This window comes from Clavibacter phaseoli, assembly GCF_021922925.1.
GTDB lineage: Bacteria > Actinomycetota > Actinomycetes > Actinomycetales > Microbacteriaceae > Clavibacter > Clavibacter phaseoli.
This window is the reverse complement of record NZ_CP040786.1, coordinates 1494271-1518783: the sequence shown is the minus strand read 5'-3', so window position 1 is coordinate 1518783 and position 24513 is coordinate 1494271. Positions and strand designations below refer to the sequence as shown.

Annotated in this window: 21 protein-coding genes; 9 read left to right on the top strand and 12 right to left on the bottom strand. The window is 74.5% G+C overall.

The genetic code is table 11. The features are described 5' to 3' along the window. Nucleotides 1-14: 14 nt before the first annotated feature. From FGI33_RS07070 to FGI33_RS07055, 4 genes are all read right to left on the bottom strand, one after another. Nucleotides 15-812 (bottom strand): signal peptidase I, encoded by a 798-nt coding sequence (locus tag FGI33_RS07070; RefSeq protein WP_237582434.1) that lies wholly within the window; start codon nucleotides 810-812, stop codon nucleotides 15-17. 16 nt (nucleotides 813-828) lie between these two features. Continuing rightward, entirely contained in the window at nucleotides 829-1725 is an 897-nt protein-coding gene (locus tag FGI33_RS07065) for a hypothetical protein (RefSeq protein WP_119435139.1), read from the bottom strand. After that, nucleotides 1722-2357: a hypothetical protein gene (locus FGI33_RS07060; protein ID WP_119435138.1), complete on the bottom strand. Its 636-nt coding sequence runs from the start codon at nucleotides 2355-2357 to the stop codon at nucleotides 1722-1724. Before FGI33_RS07060 ends, FGI33_RS07065 begins: the two co-directional genes overlap by 4 nt. A 111-nt stretch (nucleotides 2358-2468) precedes the next feature. Beyond that, nucleotides 2469-3014 (bottom strand): alternate-type signal peptide domain-containing protein, encoded by a 546-nt coding sequence (locus FGI33_RS07055; RefSeq protein ID WP_119435137.1) that lies wholly within the window; start codon nucleotides 3012-3014, stop codon nucleotides 2469-2471. A 368-nt stretch (nucleotides 3015-3382) separates the two neighbouring features. Between FGI33_RS07055 and FGI33_RS07050 the strand changes: the two genes are divergently transcribed. From FGI33_RS07050 to FGI33_RS07035, 4 genes are all read left to right on the top strand, one after another. Beyond that, nucleotides 3383-5029, top strand: coding sequence for a sensor histidine kinase (locus FGI33_RS07050; protein ID WP_237582433.1), 1647 nt, complete (start codon nucleotides 3383-3385; stop codon nucleotides 5027-5029). A 136-nt stretch (nucleotides 5030-5165) separates the two neighbouring features. Further along, nucleotides 5166-6995, top strand: a complete 1830-nt coding sequence (locus tag FGI33_RS07045; protein WP_119434445.1) for a BCCT family transporter — start codon at nucleotides 5166-5168, stop codon at nucleotides 6993-6995. Between the two features lie 129 nt (nucleotides 6996-7124). After that, nucleotides 7125-8141 (top strand): diacylglycerol/lipid kinase family protein, encoded by a 1017-nt coding sequence (locus FGI33_RS07040; protein ID WP_119434450.1) that lies wholly within the window; start codon nucleotides 7125-7127, stop codon nucleotides 8139-8141. Nucleotides 8142-8196: 55 nt separating this feature from the next. Next, nucleotides 8197-9375 carry an AAA family ATPase gene (locus FGI33_RS07035; RefSeq protein ID WP_119434446.1) on the top strand — a complete coding sequence of 393 codons (1179 nt, stop codon included), beginning with the start codon at nucleotides 8197-8199 and terminating at the stop codon, nucleotides 9373-9375. Nucleotides 9376-9466: 91 nt separating this feature from the next. Here the strand turns inward: FGI33_RS07035 and FGI33_RS07030 are convergent, their stop codons facing one another. From FGI33_RS07030 to FGI33_RS07015, 4 genes are all read right to left on the bottom strand, one after another. Further along, a complete protein-coding gene (locus FGI33_RS07030; RefSeq protein ID WP_119434447.1) occupies nucleotides 9467-10570 on the bottom strand; it encodes a fatty acid desaturase family protein in 1104 nt (367 codons plus the stop codon). Nucleotides 10571-10898: 328 nt separating this feature from the next. Continuing rightward, on the bottom strand, nucleotides 10899-11942 hold the full coding sequence (locus tag FGI33_RS07025; RefSeq protein ID WP_119434448.1) for an NAD(P)-dependent alcohol dehydrogenase: 1044 nt from the start codon (nucleotides 11940-11942) through the stop codon (nucleotides 10899-10901). Nucleotides 11943-11998: 56 nt separating this feature from the next. Next, nucleotides 11999-12721 carry a hypothetical protein gene (locus FGI33_RS07020; RefSeq protein ID WP_119434449.1) on the bottom strand — a complete coding sequence of 241 codons (723 nt, stop codon included), beginning with the start codon at nucleotides 12719-12721 and terminating at the stop codon, nucleotides 11999-12001. A gap of 128 nt (nucleotides 12722-12849) precedes the next feature. Next, nucleotides 12850-13887 (bottom strand): LacI family DNA-binding transcriptional regulator, encoded by a 1038-nt coding sequence (locus FGI33_RS07015; RefSeq protein ID WP_237582432.1) that lies wholly within the window; start codon nucleotides 13885-13887, stop codon nucleotides 12850-12852. A 110-nt stretch (nucleotides 13888-13997) separates the two neighbouring features. On the opposite strand from FGI33_RS07015, the gene FGI33_RS07010 reads away from it, so the two are divergent. Genes FGI33_RS07010 through FGI33_RS07000 form a run of 3 tightly spaced genes read left to right on the top strand, consistent with a single transcriptional unit; the run spans nucleotide 13998 to nucleotide 17089 of the window. After that, nucleotides 13998-15209, top strand: coding sequence for a fumarylacetoacetate hydrolase family protein (locus tag FGI33_RS07010; protein WP_119435362.1), 1212 nt, complete (start codon nucleotides 13998-14000; stop codon nucleotides 15207-15209). A gap of 11 nt (nucleotides 15210-15220) precedes the next feature. Next, nucleotides 15221-16399 (top strand): mandelate racemase/muconate lactonizing enzyme family protein, encoded by a 1179-nt coding sequence (locus tag FGI33_RS07005; protein WP_237582431.1) that lies wholly within the window; start codon nucleotides 15221-15223, stop codon nucleotides 16397-16399. Between the two features lie 48 nt (nucleotides 16400-16447). Then, nucleotides 16448-17089, top strand: coding sequence for a DinB family protein (locus tag FGI33_RS07000; protein ID WP_204586450.1), 642 nt, complete (start codon nucleotides 16448-16450; stop codon nucleotides 17087-17089). Nucleotides 17090-17120: 31 nt separating this feature from the next. Here FGI33_RS07000 and FGI33_RS06995 read toward each other — a convergent pair whose 3' ends face one another. After that, the gene (locus FGI33_RS06995) at nucleotides 17121-20147 is read right to left on the bottom strand and encodes an alpha-mannosidase (RefSeq protein ID WP_237582430.1); all 3027 of its coding nucleotides are present in this window, start codon (nucleotides 20145-20147) and stop codon (nucleotides 17121-17123) included. A 263-nt stretch (nucleotides 20148-20410) separates the two neighbouring features. Here FGI33_RS06995 and FGI33_RS06990 point away from each other — a divergent pair, with 263 nt between their 5' ends. Both FGI33_RS06990 and FGI33_RS06985 read left to right on the top strand, forming a co-directional pair. Continuing rightward, nucleotides 20411-21544, top strand: coding sequence for an iron-containing redox enzyme family protein (locus FGI33_RS06990; RefSeq protein ID WP_204586446.1), 1134 nt, complete (start codon nucleotides 20411-20413; stop codon nucleotides 21542-21544). Next, nucleotides 21541-21828, top strand: coding sequence for a CDGSH iron-sulfur domain-containing protein (locus FGI33_RS06985; RefSeq protein ID WP_237582429.1), 288 nt, complete (start codon nucleotides 21541-21543; stop codon nucleotides 21826-21828). The genes FGI33_RS06990 and FGI33_RS06985 overlap by 4 nt, the downstream gene beginning before the upstream one ends. 24 nt (nucleotides 21829-21852) lie before the next feature. On the opposite strand, the gene ypfJ is transcribed toward FGI33_RS06985, so the two are convergent. From ypfJ to FGI33_RS06970, 3 genes are read right to left on the bottom strand one after another with little or no spacing between them, the layout of a single operon-like run. Continuing rightward, on the bottom strand, nucleotides 21853-22764 hold the full coding sequence (gene ypfJ / locus FGI33_RS06980) for a KPN_02809 family neutral zinc metallopeptidase (protein WP_119435662.1): 912 nt from the start codon (nucleotides 22762-22764) through the stop codon (nucleotides 21853-21855). Nucleotides 22765-22795: 31 nt separating this feature from the next. Next, nucleotides 22796-23425, bottom strand: coding sequence for a DNA alkylation repair protein (locus tag FGI33_RS06975; RefSeq protein WP_237582428.1), 630 nt, complete (start codon nucleotides 23423-23425; stop codon nucleotides 22796-22798). Further along, complete coding sequence (locus tag FGI33_RS06970) at nucleotides 23422-24435, bottom strand: NAD-dependent epimerase/dehydratase family protein (RefSeq protein ID WP_119435477.1); 1014 nt, start codon at nucleotides 24433-24435, stop codon at nucleotides 23422-23424. Before FGI33_RS06970 ends, FGI33_RS06975 begins: the two co-directional genes overlap by 4 nt. Nucleotides 24436-24513 lie beyond the last annotated feature (78 nt).

Below are 24513 nucleotides of genomic sequence, written 5' to 3'. Positions count from 1 at the left end.
ATCCGCGTCGGCGATCAGCCGCGGTGGCGTCCCCGCGCGCGCGGGCTGTCGGCGGCGGGGGCCGCGTCGACGCCCGGGTGCGAGGGGTCCTGGCGCGCGGCCTCCGCCACGCCCTCGGACATCGCGTCGGAGTGCACGTGATCGCCCTCCGCCACGGCGTCCGCCGCGGCCGATGCGGCGCGCCGGCGCCGGGTCTGCACGGCGCCCGTGATGATCGTGACCGCCGCGTAGCAGAGCAGCGCGACCGCCGCTGCCGGGATGATCCAGCTGCGGGCCTGCCCGTTCACGGCCTGGTTGGCCCAGCCGACGAGCGGCACCGAGTACCAGACCTCGCCCTGGATCTGGCCGGGCGTCACGGGCAGCGAGTCGGGCGACGCGTTGTTGTCGCCCTTGAACGTGAAGGAGCGCGTGCCGTCGGAGGCCGACGCGATGGCGGTGATCCGGTGCGTGATGACCGCGGGGTCGCCCGAGCGGATCTGGTAGGTCGCGACGTCGCCCACCTCCAGCGCGTCCGGGTCGACGGGCCGCACGACGATGAGCGTGCCGGGCGGGAGGGTCGGCTCCATCGACTGCGTGAGGATCGTCAGCGGCACGGATCCCGAGACCTTCGGCACCACGAGCAGCACGCCCGCCAGCGCGATGACGAGCAGCAGGATCCCGACGCTGAGGCCCACGGCCGCCGAGCGGGCGAGCTGCGCGACGCCGCCGCGGGGCGTGGTGCCGGCCTCGAGCTCGACGGGCGCGAGGTCGTCCGCGGGACGGCCGAGGGCGTCGGCGTGCCGCGCGCGGAGGCGGGGGAGGAGGCGGGGCATGGGCGGGGGTCCGGGGTCAGGAGCAGCGGAAGCCGCGCGCGCCGTTCTGGCTGATGGCGACGATCGTGCCGCTGGCGACCTGGCGCACGCTCCTGTCGGAGGAGTCGAGGAGGTCGACCGTGACGCGCACGGTCCCGTCGGGGGCGAGGGAGGCGGGGACCTCGGATCCGCTCACCGTGGCCTGGCCGTAGTAGCCCTGCGACTTGGCGATGCGCGTGCCGTTGACGAAGACGCCGTAGTACGGCTCGTTCTCGACGTCCCACGCGAGCGTGACGTACCAGTCGCCGTCGGTCGGCGTGCAGCGGAAGCCGCCCGTGACGGCGGGGCCGGCGGCGGTCTGCGTGGCGGAGGTGGAGGCGCGGCCGGTCCAGCTGCCGGATCCGAGGACGACGCCGAGCGTGCCCGTGACGGTCGCGGACCCGCTCGTGGGGAAGCCCGACGCGGTGGTGCGCACGCACCAGGTCGACTTCGCGCCGCCCGCGAGGGTGCCGGAGACGGTGGGCGGCGCGGCCCAGGTGCCGGAGACGGACCCGGAGCCGACGGAGGAGGTGGCCGAGCAGCTCGACGCGGTGGTGCTCCAGGCGACGACCTTCGTGCCGCGGGCGAGCGCCTGGTCGGCGTTGCCGGGGGCGGTCGCGGAGACGGTGCCGGTCCAGGGCGACGAGGCGGTGCCGGTGTTGGTGACGACGACCGTCGCCGTGCGGCTCGGGCTGCTGGAGCTGACGGCGCCGGCGAGCTGGTCGAAGCCCGTGCTCGTCACGGCGACGGTCGCGGCGCGGACGGACGTGCCGGTGGTGGTGCTGGATCCCCACAGGGCGTACCCCGCGGTGCTGCCCGCGCCGACGAGGAGGACGGTGAGGCCCACGAGGAGCGCGACGCGGCCGCGGCCCAGGCGGCGACGGGCGCGCGTCACGGCTTCACCTGCGTGCCGGTCAGGGCGAAGGTGAGCTGGCCGGTGGATCCCTGCACGCTCTGCGGCGCGTCCTGGTCGAGGACGACCTCGGAGCAGACGACGGCGGAGGCGCCGGGCTGGATGCGGACGAAGCCGCTCGTGGTGGTGAGCTGACCGGGGCGTCCGGACCACGTGGTGGCGCCGGAGACGCAGGCGGACGTGGAGGCGACCGGCCCGATGCGCACGGAGAGCTCGCCGAGGAAGGCGCTGTTCGATGAGGTGCCTCGGGCGGATACGGCCACGTCCAAGGGTACCGTCCCCGTGTTCTTCGCGGTGAAGGTGCCGATGGCGCCCTGCCCCGGGAGGAGGCGCGAGGAGTCGAGGGCCGACTGCTGCGTGACGACGAGGCCGCTGGTCCCGCTCGTGACGCCCGCGGGCTGCGCGCTCGCGGATCCGTTCCAGAGGGCGTAGCTGCCGCCGGTGGCGGCGAGCGAGGCGACGACGACCGCGGTGAGGAGGCCGGTGGTGAGCCAGGCGGCGCGGAGCGGGCTGCGCTGGGCGGGCTGCGCCGAGCGGCGGCCGTGGACGGGACGCGCGGCCGTGGAGCGACGACCGCGAGCGGGACGCGGGGCGGGTGCCTGCCTCGTGCTCATGTCGGGTCGCTCCGGTTCGTGTCGCGGGTGGATCGTGATGCGGGTGGTGCGGGGAGGGGATGGAGCCCCCTCCCCGCGGGCGACGTCACCGCGGGGAGGGGAGACCGGGGACTAGATCGCGCGCTGCGTGAGCGTGAAGGCGAGCTTGTCGAAGGAGAGCGAGCCGTTCTGGCCGGTCGTCGCGGTGGAGGGGAAGGTGACCGTGAGGACGACGTTGACCTTGGAGGCGGACGTCGACGGCTTGACCGTGAAGGTGTTCGCGGCGGAGGCGGGGGTGATGCTGGCGTCGGTCGAGGTGACGTCGAGCTTCGTGGTGATGGCCGCCTTGAGCGCCGAGTCGCCGGTGATGGAGACGGGGTTGTAGGTGAGGTCCGCGGCGAGCGAGTCGCCGGTCGCCGTCACGGTCAGCGCGCTCGTGTACTGGAGGACGTTGCCGGGGACGATGCGGTAGGTCGACGGGTCGATGACCTTGCTGCCGCCGTTGGTGATGTCGGTCCAGACGCCCGCGGTGTCGGCGGCGATGGCCAGGTTGCCCGAGGAGACGCTGGAGGCGGCGACCGTGGCGTTGGCGTTCCACAGCGCGAAGCTGCCGGCGCCGCCGAGGAGGAGGACGATTCCGGCGGCACCTGCGACGGCACCGGAGACGATCTTGTTCATGGGGATTCCTGTTCTTCGCGCGGTGTGCCGCGCATGCTCATGGGGAGGCGTCGGGTGGGTGTCCCGCCGGTCGTCTCCGGTCCTCGGTCGGCGCCTGTGCGGCGCTCTCGCGGTGTCGGTCCGGTGTTTCCTTCGACGTGCATCACTCTGACGGAGCGGCCTCAAGCCACCCGCTGGGGATCCGCAAGTCCCGCCGAGCTTTCCCGCAAGCCCGGCCCGGCATCGGCTCAAGGGCCCGGCAGCTGTCCGCGGACGATCCGCCCGGGGCCCGCCCGGCGTCGCGGACCGGGGAGGAGGGGGCTCGGCGCGTCGCCCGGTCTAGGCTCGGTCCACGGCGTCCCCCGACGGCGGATGGAGGAGGACAGCGCATGACCCCTCCCGCCCTCGTGGCCCGGATCTCCGCGGACGACCGGCGCCGGCGCGGCTCCACCCGGGCGCAGATCCCCTTCCTCCTCAGCTGCGCGGTGGTCGCGGTCCTCGTGGCGGTGGTGGAGCCCGCCGTCCAGCGCGACGCCTGGTACGCGGCCGCCATCGCCCTCGTGCTCGTCGGCTCCGTCCTCGCCCTCGTGGTCGGGGCCAGCCGGATCCCGTCGGCCGTCCTCATCGCGGTGCCCGCGCTCGACCTGCTGGCGGTGGCGTTCATCCGCGACGCGACGGCGGCCTCCCTCCCGGCCGCGGCGCTGCTCGTGATCTTCCCGCTCCTCTGGCTCGTGTTCGGCTTCCCGTCGGGCGGCGTCCCCGTCGCGATCGCGGGCGCGCTCGCGATCACCGTCTTCCCCGTCCTGCGCGACGGCGCCCTCCCCGACACGAGCGACGGCTGGGCCGACCTCGTCGCCGGCTTCCTCCTCACCGCCCTGCTGGTCACCGCGGCGGGTCAGGCCGCGGCGACCCAGCGCCGGGACCAGCGCGAGCTGGCCGAGTCGACCGCCGCCCAGGCCCGGCTCCTCGCGGAGTCGCGCGAGCAGACCGCGACCATCCGCGACGTCGCGGACGCCGTCGACGTCGGGATCGTCTTCTTCGACGCCGACGACCGTCCCGTCATCCGCAACGCGGCGGTCCGCACGCTGCTCGAGATCGCGGGCTACGACCACGAGACGGGCCTGGCGACGTCGGTGTACGGATCCGACCGCGTCACGCCCGTGGCCCGCGAGGGCAAGGTGCTGATGGAGGCGATCTACGCCGACAAGGTGCACGGCCCCGTCTACTGGGTGGGGGAGCCCGGCAACCAGCGCGCCCTCGTGCTCTCCGTCCGGCCGATCGGACGCCGGCCCGGCCAGCTGACGGGCACGGTCCTCGGGGCCTACGACGTCACCGACCTCGCCCAGGCCGTGCAGGTGCGCGACGAGTTCCTCGCGACCGTGTCGCACGAGCTGCGGACGCCGCTCACGAGCATCGTCGGCTACCTCGACCTCCTCGACGAGATGCACGACCCCGCCGAGCTCGGCATCCAGGAGGAGGTCGCGGTGATCCAGCGCAACGTGGCGCAGCTGTCGAGCATCATCGGCTCGCTCCTCGAGGGCGCCGACCACGCTCCCGCCCTGCGCCGCGGCCCGGTCGACATGACGGCCGTCGTCGACGCGGTCGTGCGGCCGGCGGCGGCGCGGGCGGCCGAGCGCGGCCTGGTGCTCGAGGCGCGGCTCGACGCGGGGATCCGGCTGGACGGCGACGCGGACCGGCTCGCGCAGGTCGTCGAGGCGCTCGTCTCCAACGCGCTCGTCTTCACGCCGTCCGGCCGGATCGACGTCGTCCTCGCGCGCGAGGGCGCCGACGCCGTGCTCTCCGTGGTCGACACGGGCGTCGGCCTCAGCGAGGAGGACCAGCAGCACGCGTTCGACCGCTTCTTCCGCGCGCAGTCGGCCCGCGACGGCGCCGTCCCTGGCCTCGGGCTCGGCCTCTCCATCGCCGAGCGGACCGTCCGGGCGCACGGCGGATCCCTGCGCATCGCGAGCCGCCTCGGCCACGGCACGCGCGTGGTCGCGACCCTCCCGATCGGCGACGGGGCCACCGCTCCATAGCCCTCCCCATAGCGGATGGCAAGGGACGATCGCGAATCGACCGATCCGCGGGCCCCCGCCTAGACTCGGCCGGTCGCTCGCAGGACCCCTGCGGGCGATGCCCATGTCACCGAGCCCATAGGAGCCCATCCCCTCCATGACCTCCACGCGCACGTCCGCAGAACGCCTCCTCGACCGTCTGGTCCCGAAGCGCAGATCGGGTCCCGACGGGACCCGGCCACCCCGCCGCGACCACTCCGACCACCGCCTGCTCGAGGCCCGCTTCACGGGGTCCGTCGACCTCTACGAGCCCGAGCACCCGAAGATCGACCGCCTCGTCTTCGGCGTCACGGCCGTCCTCGCGGTCGGCTTCGTCGTCTGGGGCATCGTGAGCACCGACGGCCTCGCGTCGATCTCGGGCTCCGCGCAGAGCTGGGTCATCGAGAAGACCGGCTGGCTGTTCGTGCTGGCCGCGAGCTTCTTCGTGATCTTCGTCATCTGGCTGGCCGCGAGCCGCTACGGCCGCATCAAGCTCGGCGCTGACGACGAGAAGCCGCAGTTCAAGACGGTGTCGTGGATCGCGATGATGTTCAGCGCGGGCATGGGCATCGGCCTGATGTTCTTCGGCGCCGCCGAGCCGCTCAGCTTCTTCGTCACCCCGCCGCCCGGCACGACGCAGCCGGAGTCGGAGGCGGCGATCCGCACCGCGATGGCCACCGCGATGTTCCACTGGGGCCTCCACCCGTGGGCGATCTACGCGGTCGCCGGCATCGCGATCGGCTACGGCACCTTCCGCAAGGGCCGCAAGCAGCTCTTCTCCTCCATCTTCCAGCCGCTGCTCGGCACCAAGCGCACCGAGGGCTGGGCGGGCCGCGTCATCGACATGCTCGCGATCTTCGCCACGCTGTTCGGCTCGGCGGCCTCGCTCGGCATCGGCGCGACGCAGATCGGCGCCGGCTTGGAGTTCAACGGCTGGGTGGACGAGGCCACGGCCCCGCTCCTCATCGGCATCATCGTCGTGCTCACGATCGCGTTCATCTTCTCGGCCGTCTCGGGCATCGCCCGCGGCATCCAGTGGCTGTCCAACATCAACATGGTCCTGGCCGTCGTGCTGGCCGTGTTCGTGTTCGTCGTCGGCCCGACGCTCCTCATCCTCAACCTCATCCCCGCCACGCTCGGCGCGTACCTCGGCGACATGACCGAGATGGCGTCGCGCACCGCGGCGACCGGCGGCGACGAGATGAGCGCCTGGCTCTCCAGCTGGACGGTCTTCTACTGGGCCTGGTGGATCTCGTGGACGCCGTTCGTCGGCATGTTCATCGCGCGCATCAGCCGCGGCCGCACCATCCGCGAGTTCGTCGTCGGCGTGCTCCTGGCGCCCAGCATCGTGGCCCTCATCTGGTTCTCGATCTTCGGCGGCTCCGCGATCCACGCGCAGCAGACCGACGGCGACATGACCGTCGACGGCGCCGTGGTGAGCGACAACACGCTGTTCCAGCTGCTCAACCACTACCCGCTGGCCAGCATCAGCACCGTCCTCGTGATGCTGCTCGTCGCGATCTTCTTCGTCTCCGGCGCTGACTCGGCGTCGATCGTCATGGGCACGCTCTCGCAGCGCGGCGCGCTCCACCCGAGCCGCAAGGTCGTCATCTTCTGGGGCGTCGTCATGGGCGCGGTCGCCGCGATCATGCTCGCCATCGGCGGGGGAGGCACCGAGGCCCTCACCGGCCTGCAGAACCTCACGGTCGTGGCATCGCTGCCGTTCGTGATCGTGATGCTCGTGGCCTGCTACGCGCTCTGGAAGGAGCTGCGCACGGATCCGCTCATCGTGCGCCGCCAGGTCGCGGTCGAGATGATGCGCGACGCCGTCGTCAACGGCGTCGAGCAGCACGGCGACCACTTCCAGCTCTCGGTCGACCCCGTCGACCCGGACGAGGCGGAGGTCCGCGAGCCCCTCGGCGACGAGGACGAGGCCCGGCGCTCCTGACGCCGATCCCGACGACGACGCCGACCCGCGCCCTGCGCGCGGGTCGGCGTCGTCGTCCGCGGGACAGCGGGCGCACGCGGGTGCCCCGCGGACCCCTCGCGGGCCGCGCGCGTCGGTAGGGTGACCATGATGACGACCTCCACTCCCGCCTCCGCACCCTCGCCCGCGCCCACCGACGGGTCGGGCCGTCGTGCCGCCGTCGTCTACAACCCCATCAAGGTCGACCTCGAGTCGCTGAAGACGAAGGTCGCGCACGCCGCGGGCGTCGCCGGCTGGGGGGAGACCCTGTGGTTCGAGACCAGCGAGGACGACCCGGGACGGGGTGCTGCGGAGGAGGCGCTGTCGCACGACGTGGACATGGTCATCGCGGCGGGCGGCGACGGCACGGTCCGCGCGGTCGCCGAGGGCATGGCCGGATCCGGCGTCTCGCTCGGCCTCCTGCCCTCCGGCACCGGCAACCTGCTGGCCCGCAACCTCAAGCTCACGCTCAACGACGTCGACCACTCGCTGGAGGCGGCCTTCTCCGGCCACGACCGCACGGTCGACCTCGCGAGCATCGAGATCCTGCGCGAGGACGAGTCCCGCGACAAGCACGTGTTCGTCGTCATGGCGGGCGTCGGGATCGACGCGAAGATGCTCGCGAACACCGACTCGGAGCTGAAGAAGCGCGTCGGCTGGCTCGCCTACGTCGACGCGATCTTCAAGGCGCTCCGCGACAAGGACCAGCTCCGCCTGCGCTACCGCCTCGACGGCCGCAGCACCCACCGCCGTCGCGCGCACACGCTCATCGTCGGCAACTGCGGGTCGCTGCCCGCCAACATCCTGCTGCTGCCGGACGCCGCGGTCGACGACGGCATCCTCGACGTGGTGCTCATGCGCCCCGAGGGGATCCTCGGCTGGGTCCAGATCTGGCTCAAGGTCGCGTGGGAGAACGGCGTCGTCCGCCGCACCGCCGCGGGCCGACGCCTGATGGGCCCCGAGAAGGAGGTCCGCGCGCTCGAGTACCGCACCGCCGAGGAGGTCGTGGTGCGCCTCGAGAAGGAGGAGGACATCGAGCTCGACGGCGATCCCTTCGGACGTGCCATCGGCTTCAAGATCAACGTGCTGCCCGGCGGGCTGACCGTGCGGGTGCCGCAGGACTCCTGACCCGCGCCGCCCGGCCGCGCTCGCGCGTGTCGGCGGCCCGTGGGAGGGTCGCGGCATGATCCGCACCCTCGCCGTCTCCGGCTACCGCTCCGTCCGCGACCTCGCGCTGCCGCTCACCGGCCTCGACGTGATCACGGGAGCGAACGGCAGCGGCAAGTCGAACGTGTACCGGGCGCTCCGCCTCATCGCCGACATGGCGCAGGGCGGCGCGGTCGGCGCGCTCGCACGCGAGGGCGGGCTCGAGGCGGTGCTGTGGGCGGGGCCCGAGGGGCTCAGCCGCGCCATGCGCGACGGCGACCACGAGGTGCAGGGCACCATGCGGAAGGGCCCGATCGCGCTCCGGCTCGGCTTCGCGGGCGACGAGCTCGGCTACCTCGTCGACCTCGGGATCCCGCAGCGGGATCCGCGCGCCCTGCCGGCCACCATGTTCGGGCGGGATCCGGAGATCAAGCGCGAGCTCGTCTTCAGCGGGCCCGTGGCGCGTCCCCGCTCGCTGGTGTTGGAGCGCCGCTGGCAGGACGTGCGCGTCCGCGACGAGTCCGACGGGTGGATGCGCGTGCCCGCGATGGTGCCGCCGCACCTCAGCGTCCTCAGCGAGGTGGCCGACGCGGTCACCAGCCCGGAGGCGATGATCCTCCGGCGGCGCATGAGCGGCTGGCGCTTCTACGACCACCTCCGCACCGACGTGGACGCCCCGGCCCGCCGGCCGCGCGTCGGCACGCGCACGCCCGTCCTCGCGAGCGACGGCGCGGATCTCGCGGCCGCGGTGCAGACCATCCGCGAGTGGGGGAACGGCGACGCGCTCGACGCCCTGGTCGACCGGGCGTTCCCCGGCTCGACCATCCTGGTCCGCTCGCAGGACGGGGTCATGACGCTCGGGCTCCGGCAGCCCGGCATGCTGCGCGTGCTCGACGCGGCCGAGCTCTCGGACGGCACGCTGCGGATGCTCATGCTGACGGCCGCCCTGCTCACGACGGAGCCGCCGGAGCTGATGGTGCTCAACGAGCCGGAGACGAGCCTGCACCGGGATCTGCTGCCGGCGCTCGGCGAGCTCATCGCGGCGGCGTCCCGGCACGTGCAGATCCTCGTCGTCACGCACGCGCCGGGCCTCGCCGCGGTTGTGTCGGAGCACGCGGAGGCCGGCGAGCTCGTGCTGGAGAAGCCGCACGGCGAGACCGTGCTCCGCGGGCAGGGGCTGCTCAGCGCCCCGTCGTGGGACTGGGGCAAGCGCTAGACCCGCCTGCCGTCCGACACGACGACGCCTCCCGGTCGCGGCCCGGGTGGGCGGCGCGAGCGGGAGGCGTCGGTGGTGCGGGGTGCCGGGGTCAGCGGCCGAACGCCGCCGATGCGGGGCAGTCGAACGGGTCGCCGCCGGCGGAGAGGCCGACGCGGTTGAGGTAGGCGATGACGATGCCGTACGACGCCAGCAGCGTGGTCTCGGTGTACGGGATGCTGTGCGTCGCGCAGTACTCCTTGGCGATGATCTGCGCCTTCTTGAGCGCGGGCCGCGGCATGTTCGGGAAGAGGTGGTGCTCGATCTGGTAGTTGAGCCCGCCCATGTAGATGTCGGTCAGCCACGTGCTCTTGATGTTGCGCGAGGTGAGCACCTGGCGGCGGAGGAAGTCGACCTTGGAGTCCTTGGGCAGGACGGGCATGCCCTTGTGGTTCGGGGCGAACGAGGCGCCCATGTACACGCCGAAGACCGCGAGCTGCACGCCGACGAAGGCGAACGCCATGCCGAGGGGCAGGAAGAAGAAGACGACCGCGAGGTAGGCGATGATGCGCGTGGAGAGCATCGAGATCTCGAGCCAGCGCTTGTCGACCTTGCCGCGGCCGAAGACGGTGCGGAAGCCGTGCACGTGGAGGTTCAGGCCCTCGAACATGAGGATCGGGAAGAACGCGTAGCCCTGGTGGCGCGTGAACCAGCCGTAGACGCCCTTGGCGCGGGCGGCGTCCTCCGTGGTGAAGGAGATGACGTCGCGCTCGATGTCCGGGTCCTTGCCCATGACGTTCGGGTTGGCGTGGTGACGCGAGTGCTTGGTCATCCACCAGGAGTAGCTGATGCCGACGAAGAGGTTGGCGAGCGTGCGGCCCGCGATGTCGTTGGCCTTGCCGGACTCGAACACCTGGCGGTGCGAGGCCTCGTGGGCGAGGAAGGCGAACTGGGTGAAGATGATGCCGAGCCCGGCGGCGATGAGCAGCTGGAACCAGCTGTCGCCGAGGAGCACGAAGCCGGCGCCGAGGCCGACGAGCGCGGCGGTGATGCCGGCGAACATGAGCACGTAGAAGCCGACGCGGCGCTCCAGCAGCCCGGCCTCGCGGACCGTGTGGAGGAGGCCCGAGTAGGCGGTGGTGGGATTGGATCCGCCGCCGCGCTTGGGCTTGGTCAGGACGATGCGGGGAGGGGCGGAGGTGTCGATGTCTGTCATGTGCCTGCTCGCTCGAAGGTCGGGGCCTCTCGGCCAGGGGGAGCGGTCCGTCTCACGGGACCCGGGGGATGCAGCGCCGTGATCCGCATGACGCTCCGGCTGCCGGGGATCAGGGGCGACCGAGTCCTTACCTTGCCATGCCGGAGGACGTCATGGGCTGGGAAAGCGTCGGTGCGTCGCGGCTCGCCGGTCGCATGTAAGGTTCGCCGCCGACCGCCTGGCGGTTCGGTCCCGTTCCTCGGGAGGAGCTCCACGGAGGCATGCCGTGCGCGGCATGCAGGGCCTCCGCGTGCGGCCCCTCGCCCCGACGCCCGGGCGTCCCCGGGCGCTACGGGACGATGACCGCGCGGCCCCGGACGGCGCCCGCGGCGAGCGCGGCGTAGGCGTCCGGTCCGTCCTCGAGGGCGTAGCGCTGCGTCTCGACCGTGACCTGGCCGGAGCGCGCGAGGTCGAGCACCTCGATCAGCTCGGACCGGCTGCCCCAGTAGGGGATCCGGACGGCGGCGTCGAACGCGATGGTGCCGAATCCGACCTCGACCGTGCCGCCGCCGATGCCGACGATCGTCACGTCGCCGGCCGGCTCGACGACCTGGAGGGCCGTCGCCATGGTGGGCGTCGCGCCGACGAAGTCGAAGACCGCCTGCACGCCGCGTCCTCCGGTGATCGCGCGGATGCCGTCGGCGGCGTCCCCGTCGCTGATCACCGTGTGGTGCGCGCCGACGTGGCGGGCGAGCTCGAGCTTCTCCTCGTTCACGTCGAGGGCGATGACGGTGGCGCCGCTGAGGGCGCGGAGGATCTGTATCCCGACGTGCCCGAGTCCGCCGGTGCCGATGACGACGGCGTACGTGCCCGCGCCGAGCTTCGGCAGCGAGGTCTTGATCGCGTGGTACGGGGTGAGGCCGGCGTCGGTGAGCGAGACGTTCGCGACGGGGTCGAGGTCGCCGAGCGGCACGAGGTGGCGCGGGTCGTCGACGATCATGTACTCGGCCATGGCGCCGGGCGCGCCGAGCCCGGGAGGCTGGATCCCCTCGTCCGCGGCGTTCTCGCAGTAGTTCTCGCGGCCCTCGGCGCACGCGTGGCAGCGGCCGCAGCCCCAGGGTCCGTAGACCGCGACAGCGTCGCCGACGGCGAGGTGCTCGACGCCCGCGCCCAGCTCCTCGACGACGCCCGCGCCCTCGTGGCCGAGCGTCAGGGGGAGCGGGTAGCCGCCGGCGCGGTACTCCTCCTCCGAGAGGCCCATCACGTACTCGTCCGAGTGGCACACGCCGGCGGCGGTGACGCGGAGGAGCACCTGGCCGGGGCCGGGGGTCGGCTTCTCGATCTCGACGACCTCGGGGTGGGATCCGATGCGGGTGTACTGGAGCGCCTTCACGGGACCAGCGTATTCCCCACACGGGGGAACCTCCTGGACGCAGGGGCCAGGACGCGTCAGGGGAGGCGGCTGCCGTGCGGCGGCTCGACGGGCGGGGCCTGCGTGCGCTCCGACTCGGGGAGGGCGAGCTCGGCGTCGGCAGCGTCGCGGAGGAGGGCCATCGGACCGGCCACCCGCGCCGTCGTGAACAGCGTCGACGCGGACATCAGCACGTAGACCGGGAGGAACCAGGCCAGGGTCCCGCCGCCTCCTCCGATCAGATGGGCCGGTGTCCCGACGATCGAGACGGTGAGGAGTACCGCCGCCCCGGGGACGGGCGCCGCCGCCGAGGCGATGGCGCGGCGCGCTTCCGTCGCGACGCGCTCGGCGGTCCCCGGCGCGAGGGTGACGCGACCACGGGAGTCCACGGCGCGGTCGAGGAGTGCCGCGTCGCGCCACGCCGGATGGCTGCCCACGACGGACGGGTGCCGGCGGATCGCGCGGGTCATCCAGATCCACAGCGGCACTACACCCGCGCCCGCGCCGACGACGAGGCCGATCAGGACGGCGGACGGGCTCGCGGTGTCCTCCCCGTCGGCCCGGGCGAAGACGGGTCGGAGGAGCAGCGCCGTGCCCGTGCCCGCGATCACCGCGACGCCGACCGCCACGAGCAGTCGCCGCCGCGTGATGACCTCCGCGATCCACGCGGCGATCGCGCGCGCGCCGATGCGGGCCAGCTCGCGCTTGCCGTGACCGGGGTCGGCGTGCGGGGCGTCGGCGGTCGTGTCGTCGGCGGTCATGCGGGCCTCCCTGGCGGATCCGGGCCGGAGCCCGCGTCCATCCTCCCGGGCGCGCTCGTCCGCGTCGGCCAGCGCGGTGGCCCCCGTCCGGGCGCGACCCTGCTGGCGAGGCCCCTGGCGGTGCTGCGTCAGCCGGCTCCGGTCGAGGCGCGGACCACCAGGCGGGTGGGCAGCTCGACATGCTCGTCCGCCGCGGATCCCGAGCGGGCCGCGTGCACGAGGTCGACCGCCCGGGCCGCCATCGCGGCGAGCGGCTGGCGGACGGTCGTCAGCGGGGGACGCGCGGCGGCGGCGCGCGGCTCGTCGTCGAAGCCCACCAGGAGCACGTCCTCGGGGACGCGGAGGCCCGCGGTCGCGGCGGCGCGGGAGACGGCGAAGGCCATGTCGTCGGTGACGGCGAAGACGCCGAGCGGGCCGCCCGCGGCGGAGGCGGCGCAGGTCGCGCGGGCCAGCTCGCGGGCGTCGATCACCTCGTTCGAGGACCAGCCCGTGGTGATCCGGTCGAGGGGCGCGTGCGGCCGGCCGGCGCGGACGGCGTCGCGGAAGCCCGCCTCCCGGGCGCGGCCGAAGCGGAACCGCGGCGCGCCCGCGACGACGAGGAAGCCGGTCGCGCCCCGCGCCACGAGGTGAGCGCCTGCGTCATGGCCGCCCGCGCGGTCCGTGGTGCCGACGGACGAGGTGCCGTCGGGGACCTCGCCGCGCGGGTCGAGCAGCACGAGCGGGATGCCGAGGTCGCGGAGGCCGTCGCGCTCGGCGGCGGTGGGGGTGGTCACGCCGAGGATCACGCCCGAGGAGCGCCGGGCGACGACGCGCGCGAACCAGTCGTCGGCCGGATCCGCGCGCTCGACCGTGAGGGCGAGGTCGTAGCCGAGGGCGGCGGCGCGGTCGCGGGCGGCGTCGGCGACCGTGCGCGTCCAGGGGTTGCCGAAGCGGCCGACCACGAGCTCGACGAGCCGGGGCTCGTGCAGGGCGGGGCGGCCGCGCCGGGTGGCGGACCGGCGGTAGCCGAGGTCGGCGGCGGCGCGGAGGATCCGGGTGCGCGTCTCCGGCCGCACCTCGCCCCGGCCGCTCAGCACGCGGGACGCGCTCGAGACGGAGACGCCGGCGGCGCGCGCGACGTCGGCGAGCGTCGCCGCGGGCCCTGCCTGCTCCGCCTCCGCGTCCATCCCGCCATATTCGCGCAAATCCGTGGACCGCGGGGCGCCGGTGGGGCACGCTCGTCGCAGCGACGACGCACCGGGGACCCGCCCGCCCGTCGCGGGACGGAGCGGTCGCCATGCAGGAGCACTCCTACGAGGACGGGCGCGGGCGCGGGCCCGCCGACGCGGCGCCCGTCGGCACGCTGCCCGAGGATGCCGACAGGGCCGTCCTCGTCGGCCGGGTCTGGGATCCGCGGGCGGGCGGCCCGTCACCCGTCGTCGTCCGGGACGGCGTGGTCCACGACCTCAGCGCGGTCGTCGCCACCGTGAGCGAGCTGGCCGACGCGCCGGATCCCGTCGCCCTCGTCACCGAGGCGCCCCCGCGCCCGCTCGGCACGGTGGAGGACGTCGTCGCGAACGCGCGGCCGGACACCCGGGATCCGGCCCGGCCGTGGATCCTGTCGCCCGTCGACCTGCAGGCGGTGAAGGCCGCGGGCGTGACCTTCGCCGCGTCGCTCATGGAGCGCGTCATCGAGGAGCGCGCCGGCGGAGACGCGGCCGCCGCCTCCGCGGTACGGGAGGAGATCACGCGCCTCCTCGGCGCGGAGGTCCGCGACGTCGTGCCCGGCTCCCCGGCCGCCCTCCGCCTCCGCGACGCCATGCTCGCCGCGGGCACCTGGAGCCCCTACCTCGAGGTGGGCCTCGGCACGGACGCCGAGATCTTCACGAAGGGGCAGCCGCTCAGCACCGTCGGGACGGGCGACGACGTGGGCGTCCTCGCCGCGAGCGACTGGAACAACCCGGAGCCGGAGGTCGCGCTCGTCGTCTCCTCCGCCGGCCTCGTCGTCGGCGCGACGCTCGCGAACGACGTGAACCTCCGCGATGTCGAGGGGCGCAGCGCGCTCCTGCTCGGCCGCGCGAAGGACGCCAACGCGTCCGGCGCGGTGGGCCCCTTCATCCGCCTGCTCGACGAGGGTTTCGGGATGGACGACGTGCGCGCGCTCCGGGTCGCGCTCGCGGTCGACGGCGCCGACGGGTACGCGCTCCGCGCCGTCTCCGACATGTCGCTCATCTCCCGCGACCCGCTCGACCTCGTGCGCCAGCTCATCGGCCCGCACCACTCCTACCCGGACGGCGCGCTGCTCATGCTCGGCACGATGTTCGCGCCCACCGACGACCGCGACGCCCCGGGGCGCGGCTTCACGCACCACCGGGACGACGTCGTGCGCATCTCGTCGCCGCGGCTCGGCACGCTCGAGAACCGCGTGCGCGCCGCCGAGGACTGCGCGCCGTGGACCTTCGGCGTGCGCGCGCTGATGCGTCACCTGTCCGAGAGGGAGACCCGATGAGGATCACGCGCGTGAGCACGGTCGTCGTCGACTTCTACCGGACCAACCTCGTGTTCCTGCGCGTCGAGACGGACGAGGGGCTCACGGGGATCGCCGAGGCGACGCTCGAGGGCCAGGAGCACGCGGTGCAGGGCGCCGTCCAGGTGCTCGAGCGGGCGGTGCTCGGCCGGGATCCGCGCCGCATCGCGCAGGTCGTGCACGAGGTCGCGCGCGACGGCTACTGGCGCGGCGGACCCGTGACCGGCACCGCGCTGAGCGCGCTCGAGATGGCGCTCTGGGACATCTCTGCACGCGAGCTCGGCGTGCCCGTGCACCGCATGCTCGGCGGGCAGGTGCGCGACCGGGTCCGGGCGTACGCCAACGGCTGGTTCTCGGGGATCAGCGCGCCGGAGGACTTCGCGGCCGCGGCGGTCGCGACCGTCGCGACGGGCTTCCGCGGCCTCAAGTGGGATCCGTTCGAGGCGGCCGAGCGGCACGCGACGGACCGCGACATCGACCGGATGCTGGAGTCGGTCGCGGCCGTGCGCGACGCCGTCGGTGGCGACGTCGAGCTGTTCATCGAGGGGCACGGGCGCTTCGACGTGCCCACCGCCATCCGCATCGCCCGGCGCCTCGAGCGGTTCGACCCGGTCTTCTTCGAGGAGCCCTGCCCACCGGAGGGCGTCGACGCGATGGTCGAGATCCGGTCGAAGTCGCCCGTCGCGATCGCCGCGGGGGAGCGCTGGTACGGCCGGCAGGGGTTCGTCGGGCCGCTCGCGCGCGGCGCGGTGGACTTCGTGCAGCCCGACGTGACGCACGCCGGCGGGCTGATGGAGCTGGTCTTCATCTCGACCCTCGCCGCGCACCACCACGTGCCGTTCGCGCCGCACAACCCCAGCGGTCCGCTGAGCACCGCGGCCACGCTGCAGCTCGGCGCGACCCTGCCGAACTTCCGCTACCTCGAGATCATGGCGGTGGATGTGCCGTGGCGGTCGGAGATCTCGGACGAGCGGCTGGAGCTGACGGCGGAGGGCGACGTGATGATCCCCGAGGGCGTGGGCCTCGGCATCGAGCTCGACCTCGACGCGATCGCCGAGCACCCGTTCACGCCGCACCCGATGCGGCTGTTCCAGGACGCGGTCGCGGACATCCGGCCGCGGGACGCCCGCTCGTACTTCACGCGCGGCGGGCAGCCGATCGGGCCTAGCTGACTAGTTCGGGGCTGGACGCGCGTCGGAGGGGGCTGGGATGCTCGCGGCATGACCGCAGCGCAGCCCTCATCCGACACGCCCTCCGAGCGCGGCGACGACGCCGTCCGCGACGACCTCATCCGCCACCTCCGCCTCGCCCGCGAGGCGCTCGTCTGGAAGCTCGACGGCCTCGGCGAGCACGACGTCCGCCGGCCGCTCGTGCCGACGGGATCCAACCTGCTCGGCCTCGTGAAGCACGCGGCGGGCGTGGAGGCCGGCTACCTCGGCTCGGTCTTCGGCCGGCCGTTCCCCGAGGAGCTGCCCTGGATGGCGGAGGACGCGCCGCCGAACGCCGACATGCGCGCGACCGCGGAGGAGTCGCGCGAGGACGTCGTCGGGCTGTCCCGCCGCGTCGGCGCGCACTCCGAGGCGACGCTGCGGGCGCTGCCGCTCGACGCCGTCGGCCGCGTGCCGTGGTGGCCGGGGGAGGCCGGGCGGGTGACCGTGCAGCGGATCGCCGTGCACCTCATCGCCGAGCTCAACCGGCACGCGGGGCACGCGGACGTGCTCCGCGAGCTCGTGGACGGATCCGCGGGGCTGCGCGTCGACAACGGCAACCTGCCGGAGGGCGACGCCGCCTTCTGGCGGGCCGAGCACGCGGAGACCGCGCGGATCGCCCGCCAAGCTGCGGGGCGGCCGCCGGTCGACTGACCGGCCGCGCCCCGCCGCGCGGGCATCGCGGCTACCGCCGGGCGAACCGCAGGGTCGCGATCTCGAACGGCCGGAGCGTCAGCGCGATCCCGTCGGCCGAGACCTGCGCGTCCTCGCCCGCGAGGGGCCGCTCCAGGAGGTCGGTGCGGACGGCGTCGCCGAGCCCGGCCGCCGGATCCACCCGCACCACCGCCTGCTCTCGCCCGCCGCGCGCCTCGTAGATCCGCACGACGAGGTCGCCCGAGCGGTCCTCCGCGAGCTTGACGGCCTCGATCACCACGGCCGCGTTCGACGACGTGACGAGCGGCGCGACGCCGTGGTCGCCGGTGACCTCGCGCACCGGCAGGTTGAGCCGGTAGCCCGCGTCGGCGGCGTCGAGCACGTCGGGCGCGACGCGCACCGCGCTGCGCAGCACGTGCCGGCCCTGGTCGGCGTGCGGGTCGGGGAACACGGGCGCCCGGAGGAGCGACTGGCGCACGAGGGTCGCGCTGCCGCCGTCGGGGCGGGGGATCCGCGTCACGTCGTGCCCGTACGTCGCGTCGTTCGCGACCGCCACGCCGAAGCCGGGCTCGCCCACGTGCACCCAGCGGTGCGCGACCGTCTCGAAGCGCGCCGTCTCCCACGACGTGTTCGCGTGGGTGACGCGCTGCACGTGCCCGAACTGCACCTCGGACGCGGCGCGGTCGCCGTGCACGTCGAGCGGGAACGCCAGCTTGAGGAGCTTCTGCCGCTCGTGCCAGTCGACGTCGGTGACCACCTGCAGCTCCGGCTCGCCGGCGGGCAGCGTCCACGTCTGCGTGACGCGCGACGCGCCGAACGCCCGCTCGACCACGAGGGCGTCGCCGTCGATCCGCACCGCCTGGACGTCGGTGAGGTCGGTGCGGTTGCGGCGGTAGGCGTCGTCGATGTCCCACGCGTCCCACTGGTTCGGGGTGTCGCGGAACAGCTGGAGGAGGCCGAGGCGCTGGCCGGGGGCGACGAGGTCGCGGCCGGATGCGGCGTCGACGAGCGAGGAGACCGTGCCGTCGGCGTCGAACCGCGCGCGGACGAGCCCGTTGTCGAGGAGCCAGCCGTCGCCGTCCGCGACGGGCGCGGGGGAGGCGGGCGCGTGATCCACGACCGCGGCCGACAGCGCGCCCACGCCCGCCGCGTCCACGGGCGCCGCGTTGAACGCGATGCGCCGGTCGCCCGATCCCGCGAGCGCGGACTGCGCCTCGGCGACGAGCTCCAGGAGCCGGCCCTGCACGCGCGCGTGCTCGCGCTCGGCCTCCTGGTGCACCCAGGCGATCGACGTGCCCGGGAGGATGTCGTGGAACTGCAGCAGCAGCACGGTGCGCCAGAGCGCGTCGAGCTCGTCGTGCGGGTAGGCGACGAGGTCGCGCACGGCGGCGGTCGCGAGCCACAGCTCCGCCTCCCGCAGCAGGTGCTCGCTGCGCCGGTTGCCCTGCTTCGTGCGCGCCTGCGACGTGTACGTGCCGCGGTGGAACTCGAGGTACATCTCGCCCGACCACACGTGCGGATCCGGGATCGCGGCCCTCGCGGCGTCGAAGAACGACAGCGGCGTGCCGAGCTCCACGCGCGGCGACCCTTCGAGGTCGCGCGTGCGGTGCGCCGCCGCGGTCATCTCGCGGGTCGGCCCGCCACCGCCGTCGCCCCAGCCGAACGGGACGATGGACGCGTTGTGCACGGCCTTCTCGGCGTGCTGCCGCTCGGCGCGCGCGAGGTCCTCCCCGGAGAGGTCGGAGTTGTAGGAGTCCACCGGCGGGAAGTGCGTGAGGACGCGGCTGCCGTCGATGCCCTCCCAGAGGAACGTGTGGTGCGGCATCGTGTTCGTCTCGTTCCACGACTGCTTCTGGGTGAGGAAGTACTCGGCGCCCGCGCCGCGCACGATCTGCGGGAGGGCGCCCGTGTAGCCGAAGGAGTCGGGGAGCCACACCTCGCGGGCGTCGATCCCGAACTCCTCCAGGAAGAAGCGCTTGCCCTGCACGAGCTGGCGGACGAGCGCCTCGCCGCCCGGCATGTTCGTGTCCGACTCGACCCACATGCCGCCGACGGGCACGAAGCGGCCCTCGGCCACGCGCCGGCGGAGCCGCTCGAACAGCTCCGGGTGGTCCTCCTTCAGCCATGCGTACTGCTGCGCGCTGCTGGCCGCGAAGACGAAGTCGGGATCCTCGTCCATGAGCGCGAGCACGTTGGAGAACGTGCGGGCGACCTTCCGGCGGGTCTCGCGCACGGGCCAGAGCCACGCCGAGTCGATGTGCGCGTGGCCGACCGCGGTGACCCGGTGCGCGCTGGCGTGCGCGGGCGCGGCGAGCACGGCCCGGAGCGCGTCCCGGCCGGCGGCGGCGGTCCCGGCGACGTCGTCGGGGTCCACCGCGTCGCACGCCCGCTCGAGCGCCGCGAGGATCTCCGCGCGTCGCGACGACGCCGGATCCAGCTGGCCCATGAGCCCCTGCAGCGTCCAGACGTCGCGGTCGAGCTCCCAGACCGCCTCGTCGCGCCACGCGAGCTCCATGGTCCGGAGCGTGTAGATGGGGTCGTCGCCCGCGGTCGCGAGGTCGCCGAGCGGCGTCTCGCCGTAGAAGGAGTTCCCGCCGACGTCGGGGTTGGAGGCCGCCTCTATCCAGAGGTCGATGGGGGTGCCGGGCGCGGTGCCCGCCCCGATCGCGGCGAGCGGCACGTAGCCGTTGCACGGCTCGATCGCCTTGACGACGCTGCCGTCGGGCCGGTGCACGAGGCCCTCGGCCTGGAACCCGGGCTGGCGGTCGCTGAAGCCGAGGTCGACGAGCACCTCGAGCGCCGTGCCCGCGGCGGCCCCGTCCTCCGGCACGGTGCCGGTGACATGGAACCACGTCGTGCCCCACGCCCTGCTCCACGGCGTGCCGACCGCGAACGGCCGGTAGTCCTGCCGCACGGCCTCCGCGAACGGCACCGGCTCGCCGGGCGCGTCCCACGCCTCGATGGCGAGCGGGATCCGGCGGCGGTGGATGTGGGGCGTCAGGCGGTCCTGCACGAAGCGGGCGACGCGGGCCTCGGCGAGCGCGGTGGTGGGGGGCATGGTCATCTCCAGTCGATGGCGCGGCGGACCGCGGGCGGCGTGCGGATGGCCGTGCGAGGCGCGGGCGCGTCCGCGCGGCGGACGACCTGGCCTCGTCGCCATCGACTTAACTCAATCCGATGGGATAAATCATGTCAACACATGCGCCGGGTGGTGACGGCGCACCCGCAGGCCGCGCGGCCCGCCCCCGAGCCCTTACCGCTGCCCGGGGGAGACGCCGACACGCCCGGCCGGGCCGACCGCGGGCGGAGCAGTGTGGAGGCATGACCGATCTGCTCGCGACCGCCCACGAAGCGGTGCGCACCCTCCCGTCGCCCCTCCCCGCCGCGCGCGGACCCCTCAGCGCGGCGCTCCTCGTCGACCTCGCCGGCGGATCCGCCGCGCCGGTCGCGCCTGGACCCGGCACCGCCGCCGCCGACGCCCGCGCCATCGCCTCCGCCCCCGACCTCGCGGCGCTCGCCGCGGAGGCGCTCGCCGCGACGGACGACGTCGTCCGCGACGACGACGTCCAGCTGGCCCTGTTCTGCCTCTACGAGCTCCACCACGCCGGCCTCGACGGCGTGGACGACGACCGCGAGTGGGACCCGCGGCTGATCGCCGTGCGCGGGATCCTCGAGCGCGCGTTCGAGGCCGCCCTGCGCGAGCGCATCGCCGTGCCCGAGCGCCCGGAGCCCACGTCCGCGGGCGTCGCGGCCGCGCTCTTCGCGCTCACCTCGGCGGACTCCGGCCCGTCCCTGTCGCGCTTCGTCGCGCGGAAGGCGAGCGTGGAGCAGCTCTGCGAGTTCCTCGTGCAGCGGTCGATCTACACGCTCGGCGAGGCCGACCCGCACTCCTGGGCGATCCCGCGCCTCCGCGGCCGCGCCAAGGCCGCCCTCGTGGAGATCCAGGCCGACGAGTACGGCGGCGGCCGGCCCGAGCGCGTGCACGCGTCCATCTTCGGCGCGACGCTCCGCGGCGTCGGCCTCGACGACCGCTACGGCGCGTACCTCGACGACGTGCCCGCGATCACGCTCGCGTCCTCCAACGCCATGTCGCTGTTCGGCCTGCACCGGCGCCTCCGCGGCGCCATCGTCGGCCACCTCGCCGCGTTCGAGATGACCTCGAGCGTGCCCAGCCGCCTCTACGCCAGCGGGATCCGCCGCCTCGGCTTCGGCGACGACGTCGCCTGGTACTACGACGAGCACGTCGAGGCGGACGCCGTGCACGAGCAGATCGCGGCGCACGACCTCGCGGGCGGGCTCGTGGAGTCCGAGCCCGAGCTGCTCGACGACGTGCTGTTCGGCGCGGCCGCGTGCCTCGAGGTCGAGGGCTGGGTCGGCGCGCACGTGCTGGCGAGCTGGCAGGCCGGCCGGTCGTCGTTGCGCGAGGGATCGACCGCCGCCGTGGTCGCCGCGTGAGCGCGTCGTCCGCCGACAGGGCCTCCGCGTCGGGCCCGGCGCCCGCCCGGTCGTCCGCCCGGTCGTCCGCCCCCGAGCCGGCGCGCATCATCGCGTACCCGGACGGACCGCTGCTCGTGCGCGGCGACTTCGAGATCGTGGACCCCGCGGGCCGTCCGGTGCCGCGGACGCGCAGCACCGTCGCGCTGTGCCGCTGCGGGGTCTCCTCGATCAAGCCCTACTGCGACGGCACGCATCGGTTGGTCGGCTTCCGCACGGATCCGCCCGCGCCCGCCCCGGAGTAGGCCGACGCTCCGGGAGCGCACGGCCTAGAGCGCGCTGCCCGGCACGGAGAACGTGTCGCACGCCGTGGGTCCGCCCGCGCGGCCGGCCTCGAACCAGCGCTGGCGCTGCTCGGCGGATCCGTGGGTCCAGGTGTCCGGATCCACCCCGCCGCCCGACTGGGCCTGGATGCGGTCGTCGCCCACGGCGGCCGCGGCGTCGAGCGCGTCGGCCACCTCGGTCGCGCTGACGGGCTCGAGGAACGCGACCCCGGAGTCGTCCCGCACCTGGGCGGCGGCGCCGACCCACGCGCCGGCGTAGCAGTCGGCCTGCACCTCGAGCCGCACCGAGTCGGAGTCCTGCCCCGCGCCGCTGCGGTCCGCGCGGTCGAACGCGCCCGAGAGCTGCTGGATGTGGTGGCCCCACTCGTGGCCGACGACGTACATCTGCGCGAGCGGCCCGCCCGAGGCGCCGAAGCGCGTGCGCAGCTCGTCGAAGAACGTCGTGTCGACGAAGAGGCGCCGGTCCGGCGGGCAGTAGAAGGGACCGGTGGCGCTCGTGGCCTCGCCGCAGCCGGTGCTCGTCGCGTCGGAGAACAGCGAGAAGTCCGGGCGCACGTAGTCGGCGACGCCGACCTCGGCTGCCGCGGTGGTCCAGTACGTGTCGAGCGAGTCGGCCGCGCCCGCCATGCGGCACTCGACGCTGGCGTTCGCCTCGGCGCCGGTCGTGCAGCCCTCGATCGCCTCGTCCTGCTCCTGCGAGGAGCCGCCCGCCCCGGAGCCGCCCGCCCCGCCCACGAGCTGCGAGAGGTCGACGCCCGTGAACTGCTGCACGAGGATCACCGCGACCACCACGAGGAGACCGCCGCCGCCGGCCGCGATGCCGGTCGTGCGTCCTCGGCCGCCGCGCCGCCGGGTGACCTTGCTGCTGTCGATGCGGGCGTCGTCGTCGAAGGTCATGACACGAACGTACCCGGGCGCGGGGGAGGCGTCAGGCGAGGTCCGGCCGCGTCTCCCGCGCGGTCTCCCGCACCCGCTCGACCGCCTCGCGCACCACGTCGTGACCGCCGCGGGGCGCGGCCTGCGCGGTGCGGGCGCGGCGGACGAACGCGTCCCAGTCGCCGCCGCCCGCCCGGAGCGGGCGCGTCGCCGCGAGGAGCGCCGCCCGGCGCAGCCACACGTCCTGCTCGCCCGCCCACCGGTCGAGCGCCTGGTCGGCTCGGGCACGCGGGGTCCCGGAGAGGCGCTCGACGAGAGGGCCGATGACGTCGAGGGCGAGGGGATCCACGAGCGCCCGCAGCCGCGCATCCCGCACGAAGCCCTCGATGCGCGTGAGGTCGCCGTTGTCGAGCCCGTCGACGTGCTCCTGCAGCAGCACGACCGCGGCGAGCCGCCGCTCGTAGACGCGCGACCGCCAGAGCTCCGACGCGAGCGCGACCGCCTCGTCCCGGGTCATGCCCGGCCGCCGCCGCCCGAGGTCCCGCACGGTCCCGCGCACGGCGCCGACGGACGCGCCCACGAACTCCAGGTCGGAGCGCAGCCGCTCCCGCTCCGCCTCGGCGCGGTACCACGCGCCCTCCCGCTCGAGGGCCGCCGCGACGAACTCGGCGTCCTCGGTCATCCGGCGAGCGGCGCCGAGCCCTCGCGCCCGGTGCGGTGCACGAAGGCGCGGCCGAACTCGGCCAGCACCTCCTCCGCCGTGTGGGTCGGCGCCCAGCCCAGCACCTCGTGGGCGCGGGCCGTCGACATCACGGGCACGTTCGCGGCGATGTCGATCCAGCCCGGATCCGTCCGCTGAACGCGCAGCCGCCAGCTCGCCGAGACGAGCGCCCGCAGCGCCGGCAGCGGCACCGTCACGACGCGCGCGTCGAGCAGGCGGCCGACGAGCTCGGGATCCACGACGGGGTCCGCCGCGACGTTGAACGCGCCGGGCGCGCGCCGCTCCACCGCGCGCCAGAACGCGTCCGCGACGTCCTCGTTGTGCACCACCTGCGACACCAGCTCGCGGGGGAGCGGCAGCACCGGGGTGCGGGTGGCGAGGCCCATCCAGCGGGTGGGGATCCACCGCCCGAGGAAGAGCCCGGCGATCTCCGCGGCGGCCTCGTCGTGCATCACGAGCCCGGGTCGCATGCGCGTCACGACGATCCCCGGGTGGGTGGCCTCGAAGGCGTCCATCGCCCGCTCGTTCTCGGCCTTGTGCCGCGAGTAGTGGGAGGTGTGGATCCCGCCGGTGGGCCAGGACTCGTCGCGCGGCCGGTCCTTCGGGGCCGCGCTGTACGCGCCGACCGAGGACGCGACGACCACCTGCGGCAGGCCCGCCTGGGCCACGGCCTCGAGCACGTGGGCCGTGCCGATGACGTTGGTGCGGTGCATCACGCGCTCGCGGTGGTTCGGCTGCAGCGCCCAGCCGAGGTGGATCACCGCGTCGGCGCCGCGCATGGTCGCGGCGAGACCGGAGACCGCGCCCGCCGCCCCGATGTCGGCGAGGCGCCACGTGACGCCGGAGTAGGGCTCGAGGGACGCGTCGGGCATGCGCCGGGCGACGCCCACGATCTCGGCGCCCGCGGCGTGGAGGCGGCGCAGCACCCCGGTGCCGAGGTTCCCGGTCGCTCCGATGACGACGACGCGCATGCTGCTCCTCTCCTGCGGACGGGACCCGATGGGCCGGCTGATCCGCGGGTCCCCTCCATCATGCTCGCCGACGCCCGC

Excerpts from the sequence above, each read along its gene's own strand:
- ypfJ (WP_119435662.1), bottom strand. The coding sequence starts at position 22,764 with ATGACCTTCGACGACGACGCCCGCATCGACAGCAGCAAGGTCACCCGG.
- FGI33_RS07070 (WP_237582434.1), bottom strand. The coding sequence starts at position 812 with ATGCCCCGCCTCCTCCCCCGCCTCCGCGCGCGGCACGCCGACGCCCTC.
- FGI33_RS07060 (WP_119435138.1), bottom strand. The coding sequence starts at position 2,357 with ATGAGCACGAGGCAGGCACCCGCCCCGCGTCCCGCTCGCGGTCGTCGC.
- FGI33_RS07045 (WP_119434445.1), top strand. The coding sequence starts at position 5,166 with ATGACCTCCACGCGCACGTCCGCAGAACGCCTCCTCGACCGTCTGGTC.
- FGI33_RS07055 (WP_119435137.1), bottom strand. The coding sequence starts at position 3,014 with ATGAACAAGATCGTCTCCGGTGCCGTCGCAGGTGCCGCCGGAATCGTC.
- FGI33_RS06995 (WP_237582430.1), bottom strand. The coding sequence starts at position 20,147 with ATGCCCCCCACCACCGCGCTCGCCGAGGCCCGCGTCGCCCGCTTCGTG.
- FGI33_RS06990 (WP_204586446.1), top strand. The coding sequence starts at position 20,411 with ATGACCGATCTGCTCGCGACCGCCCACGAAGCGGTGCGCACCCTCCCG.
- FGI33_RS07015 (WP_237582432.1), bottom strand. The coding sequence starts at position 13,887 with ATGGACGCGGAGGCGGAGCAGGCAGGGCCCGCGGCGACGCTCGCCGAC.
- FGI33_RS06970 (WP_119435477.1), bottom strand. The coding sequence starts at position 24,435 with ATGCGCGTCGTCGTCATCGGAGCGACCGGGAACCTCGGCACCGGGGTG.
- FGI33_RS07000 (WP_204586450.1), top strand. The coding sequence starts at position 16,448 with ATGACCGCAGCGCAGCCCTCATCCGACACGCCCTCCGAGCGCGGCGAC.
- FGI33_RS07040 (WP_119434450.1), top strand. The coding sequence starts at position 7,125 with ATGACGACCTCCACTCCCGCCTCCGCACCCTCGCCCGCGCCCACCGAC.
- FGI33_RS07050 (WP_237582433.1), top strand. The coding sequence starts at position 3,383 with ATGACCCCTCCCGCCCTCGTGGCCCGGATCTCCGCGGACGACCGGCGC.
- FGI33_RS07010 (WP_119435362.1), top strand. The coding sequence starts at position 13,998 with ATGCAGGAGCACTCCTACGAGGACGGGCGCGGGCGCGGGCCCGCCGAC.
- FGI33_RS07030 (WP_119434447.1), bottom strand. The coding sequence starts at position 10,570 with ATGACAGACATCGACACCTCCGCCCCTCCCCGCATCGTCCTGACCAAG.
- FGI33_RS07020 (WP_119434449.1), bottom strand. The coding sequence starts at position 12,721 with ATGACCGCCGACGACACGACCGCCGACGCCCCGCACGCCGACCCCGGT.
- FGI33_RS06975 (WP_237582428.1), bottom strand. The coding sequence starts at position 23,425 with ATGACCGAGGACGCCGAGTTCGTCGCGGCGGCCCTCGAGCGGGAGGGC.
- FGI33_RS07035 (WP_119434446.1), top strand. The coding sequence starts at position 8,197 with ATGATCCGCACCCTCGCCGTCTCCGGCTACCGCTCCGTCCGCGACCTC.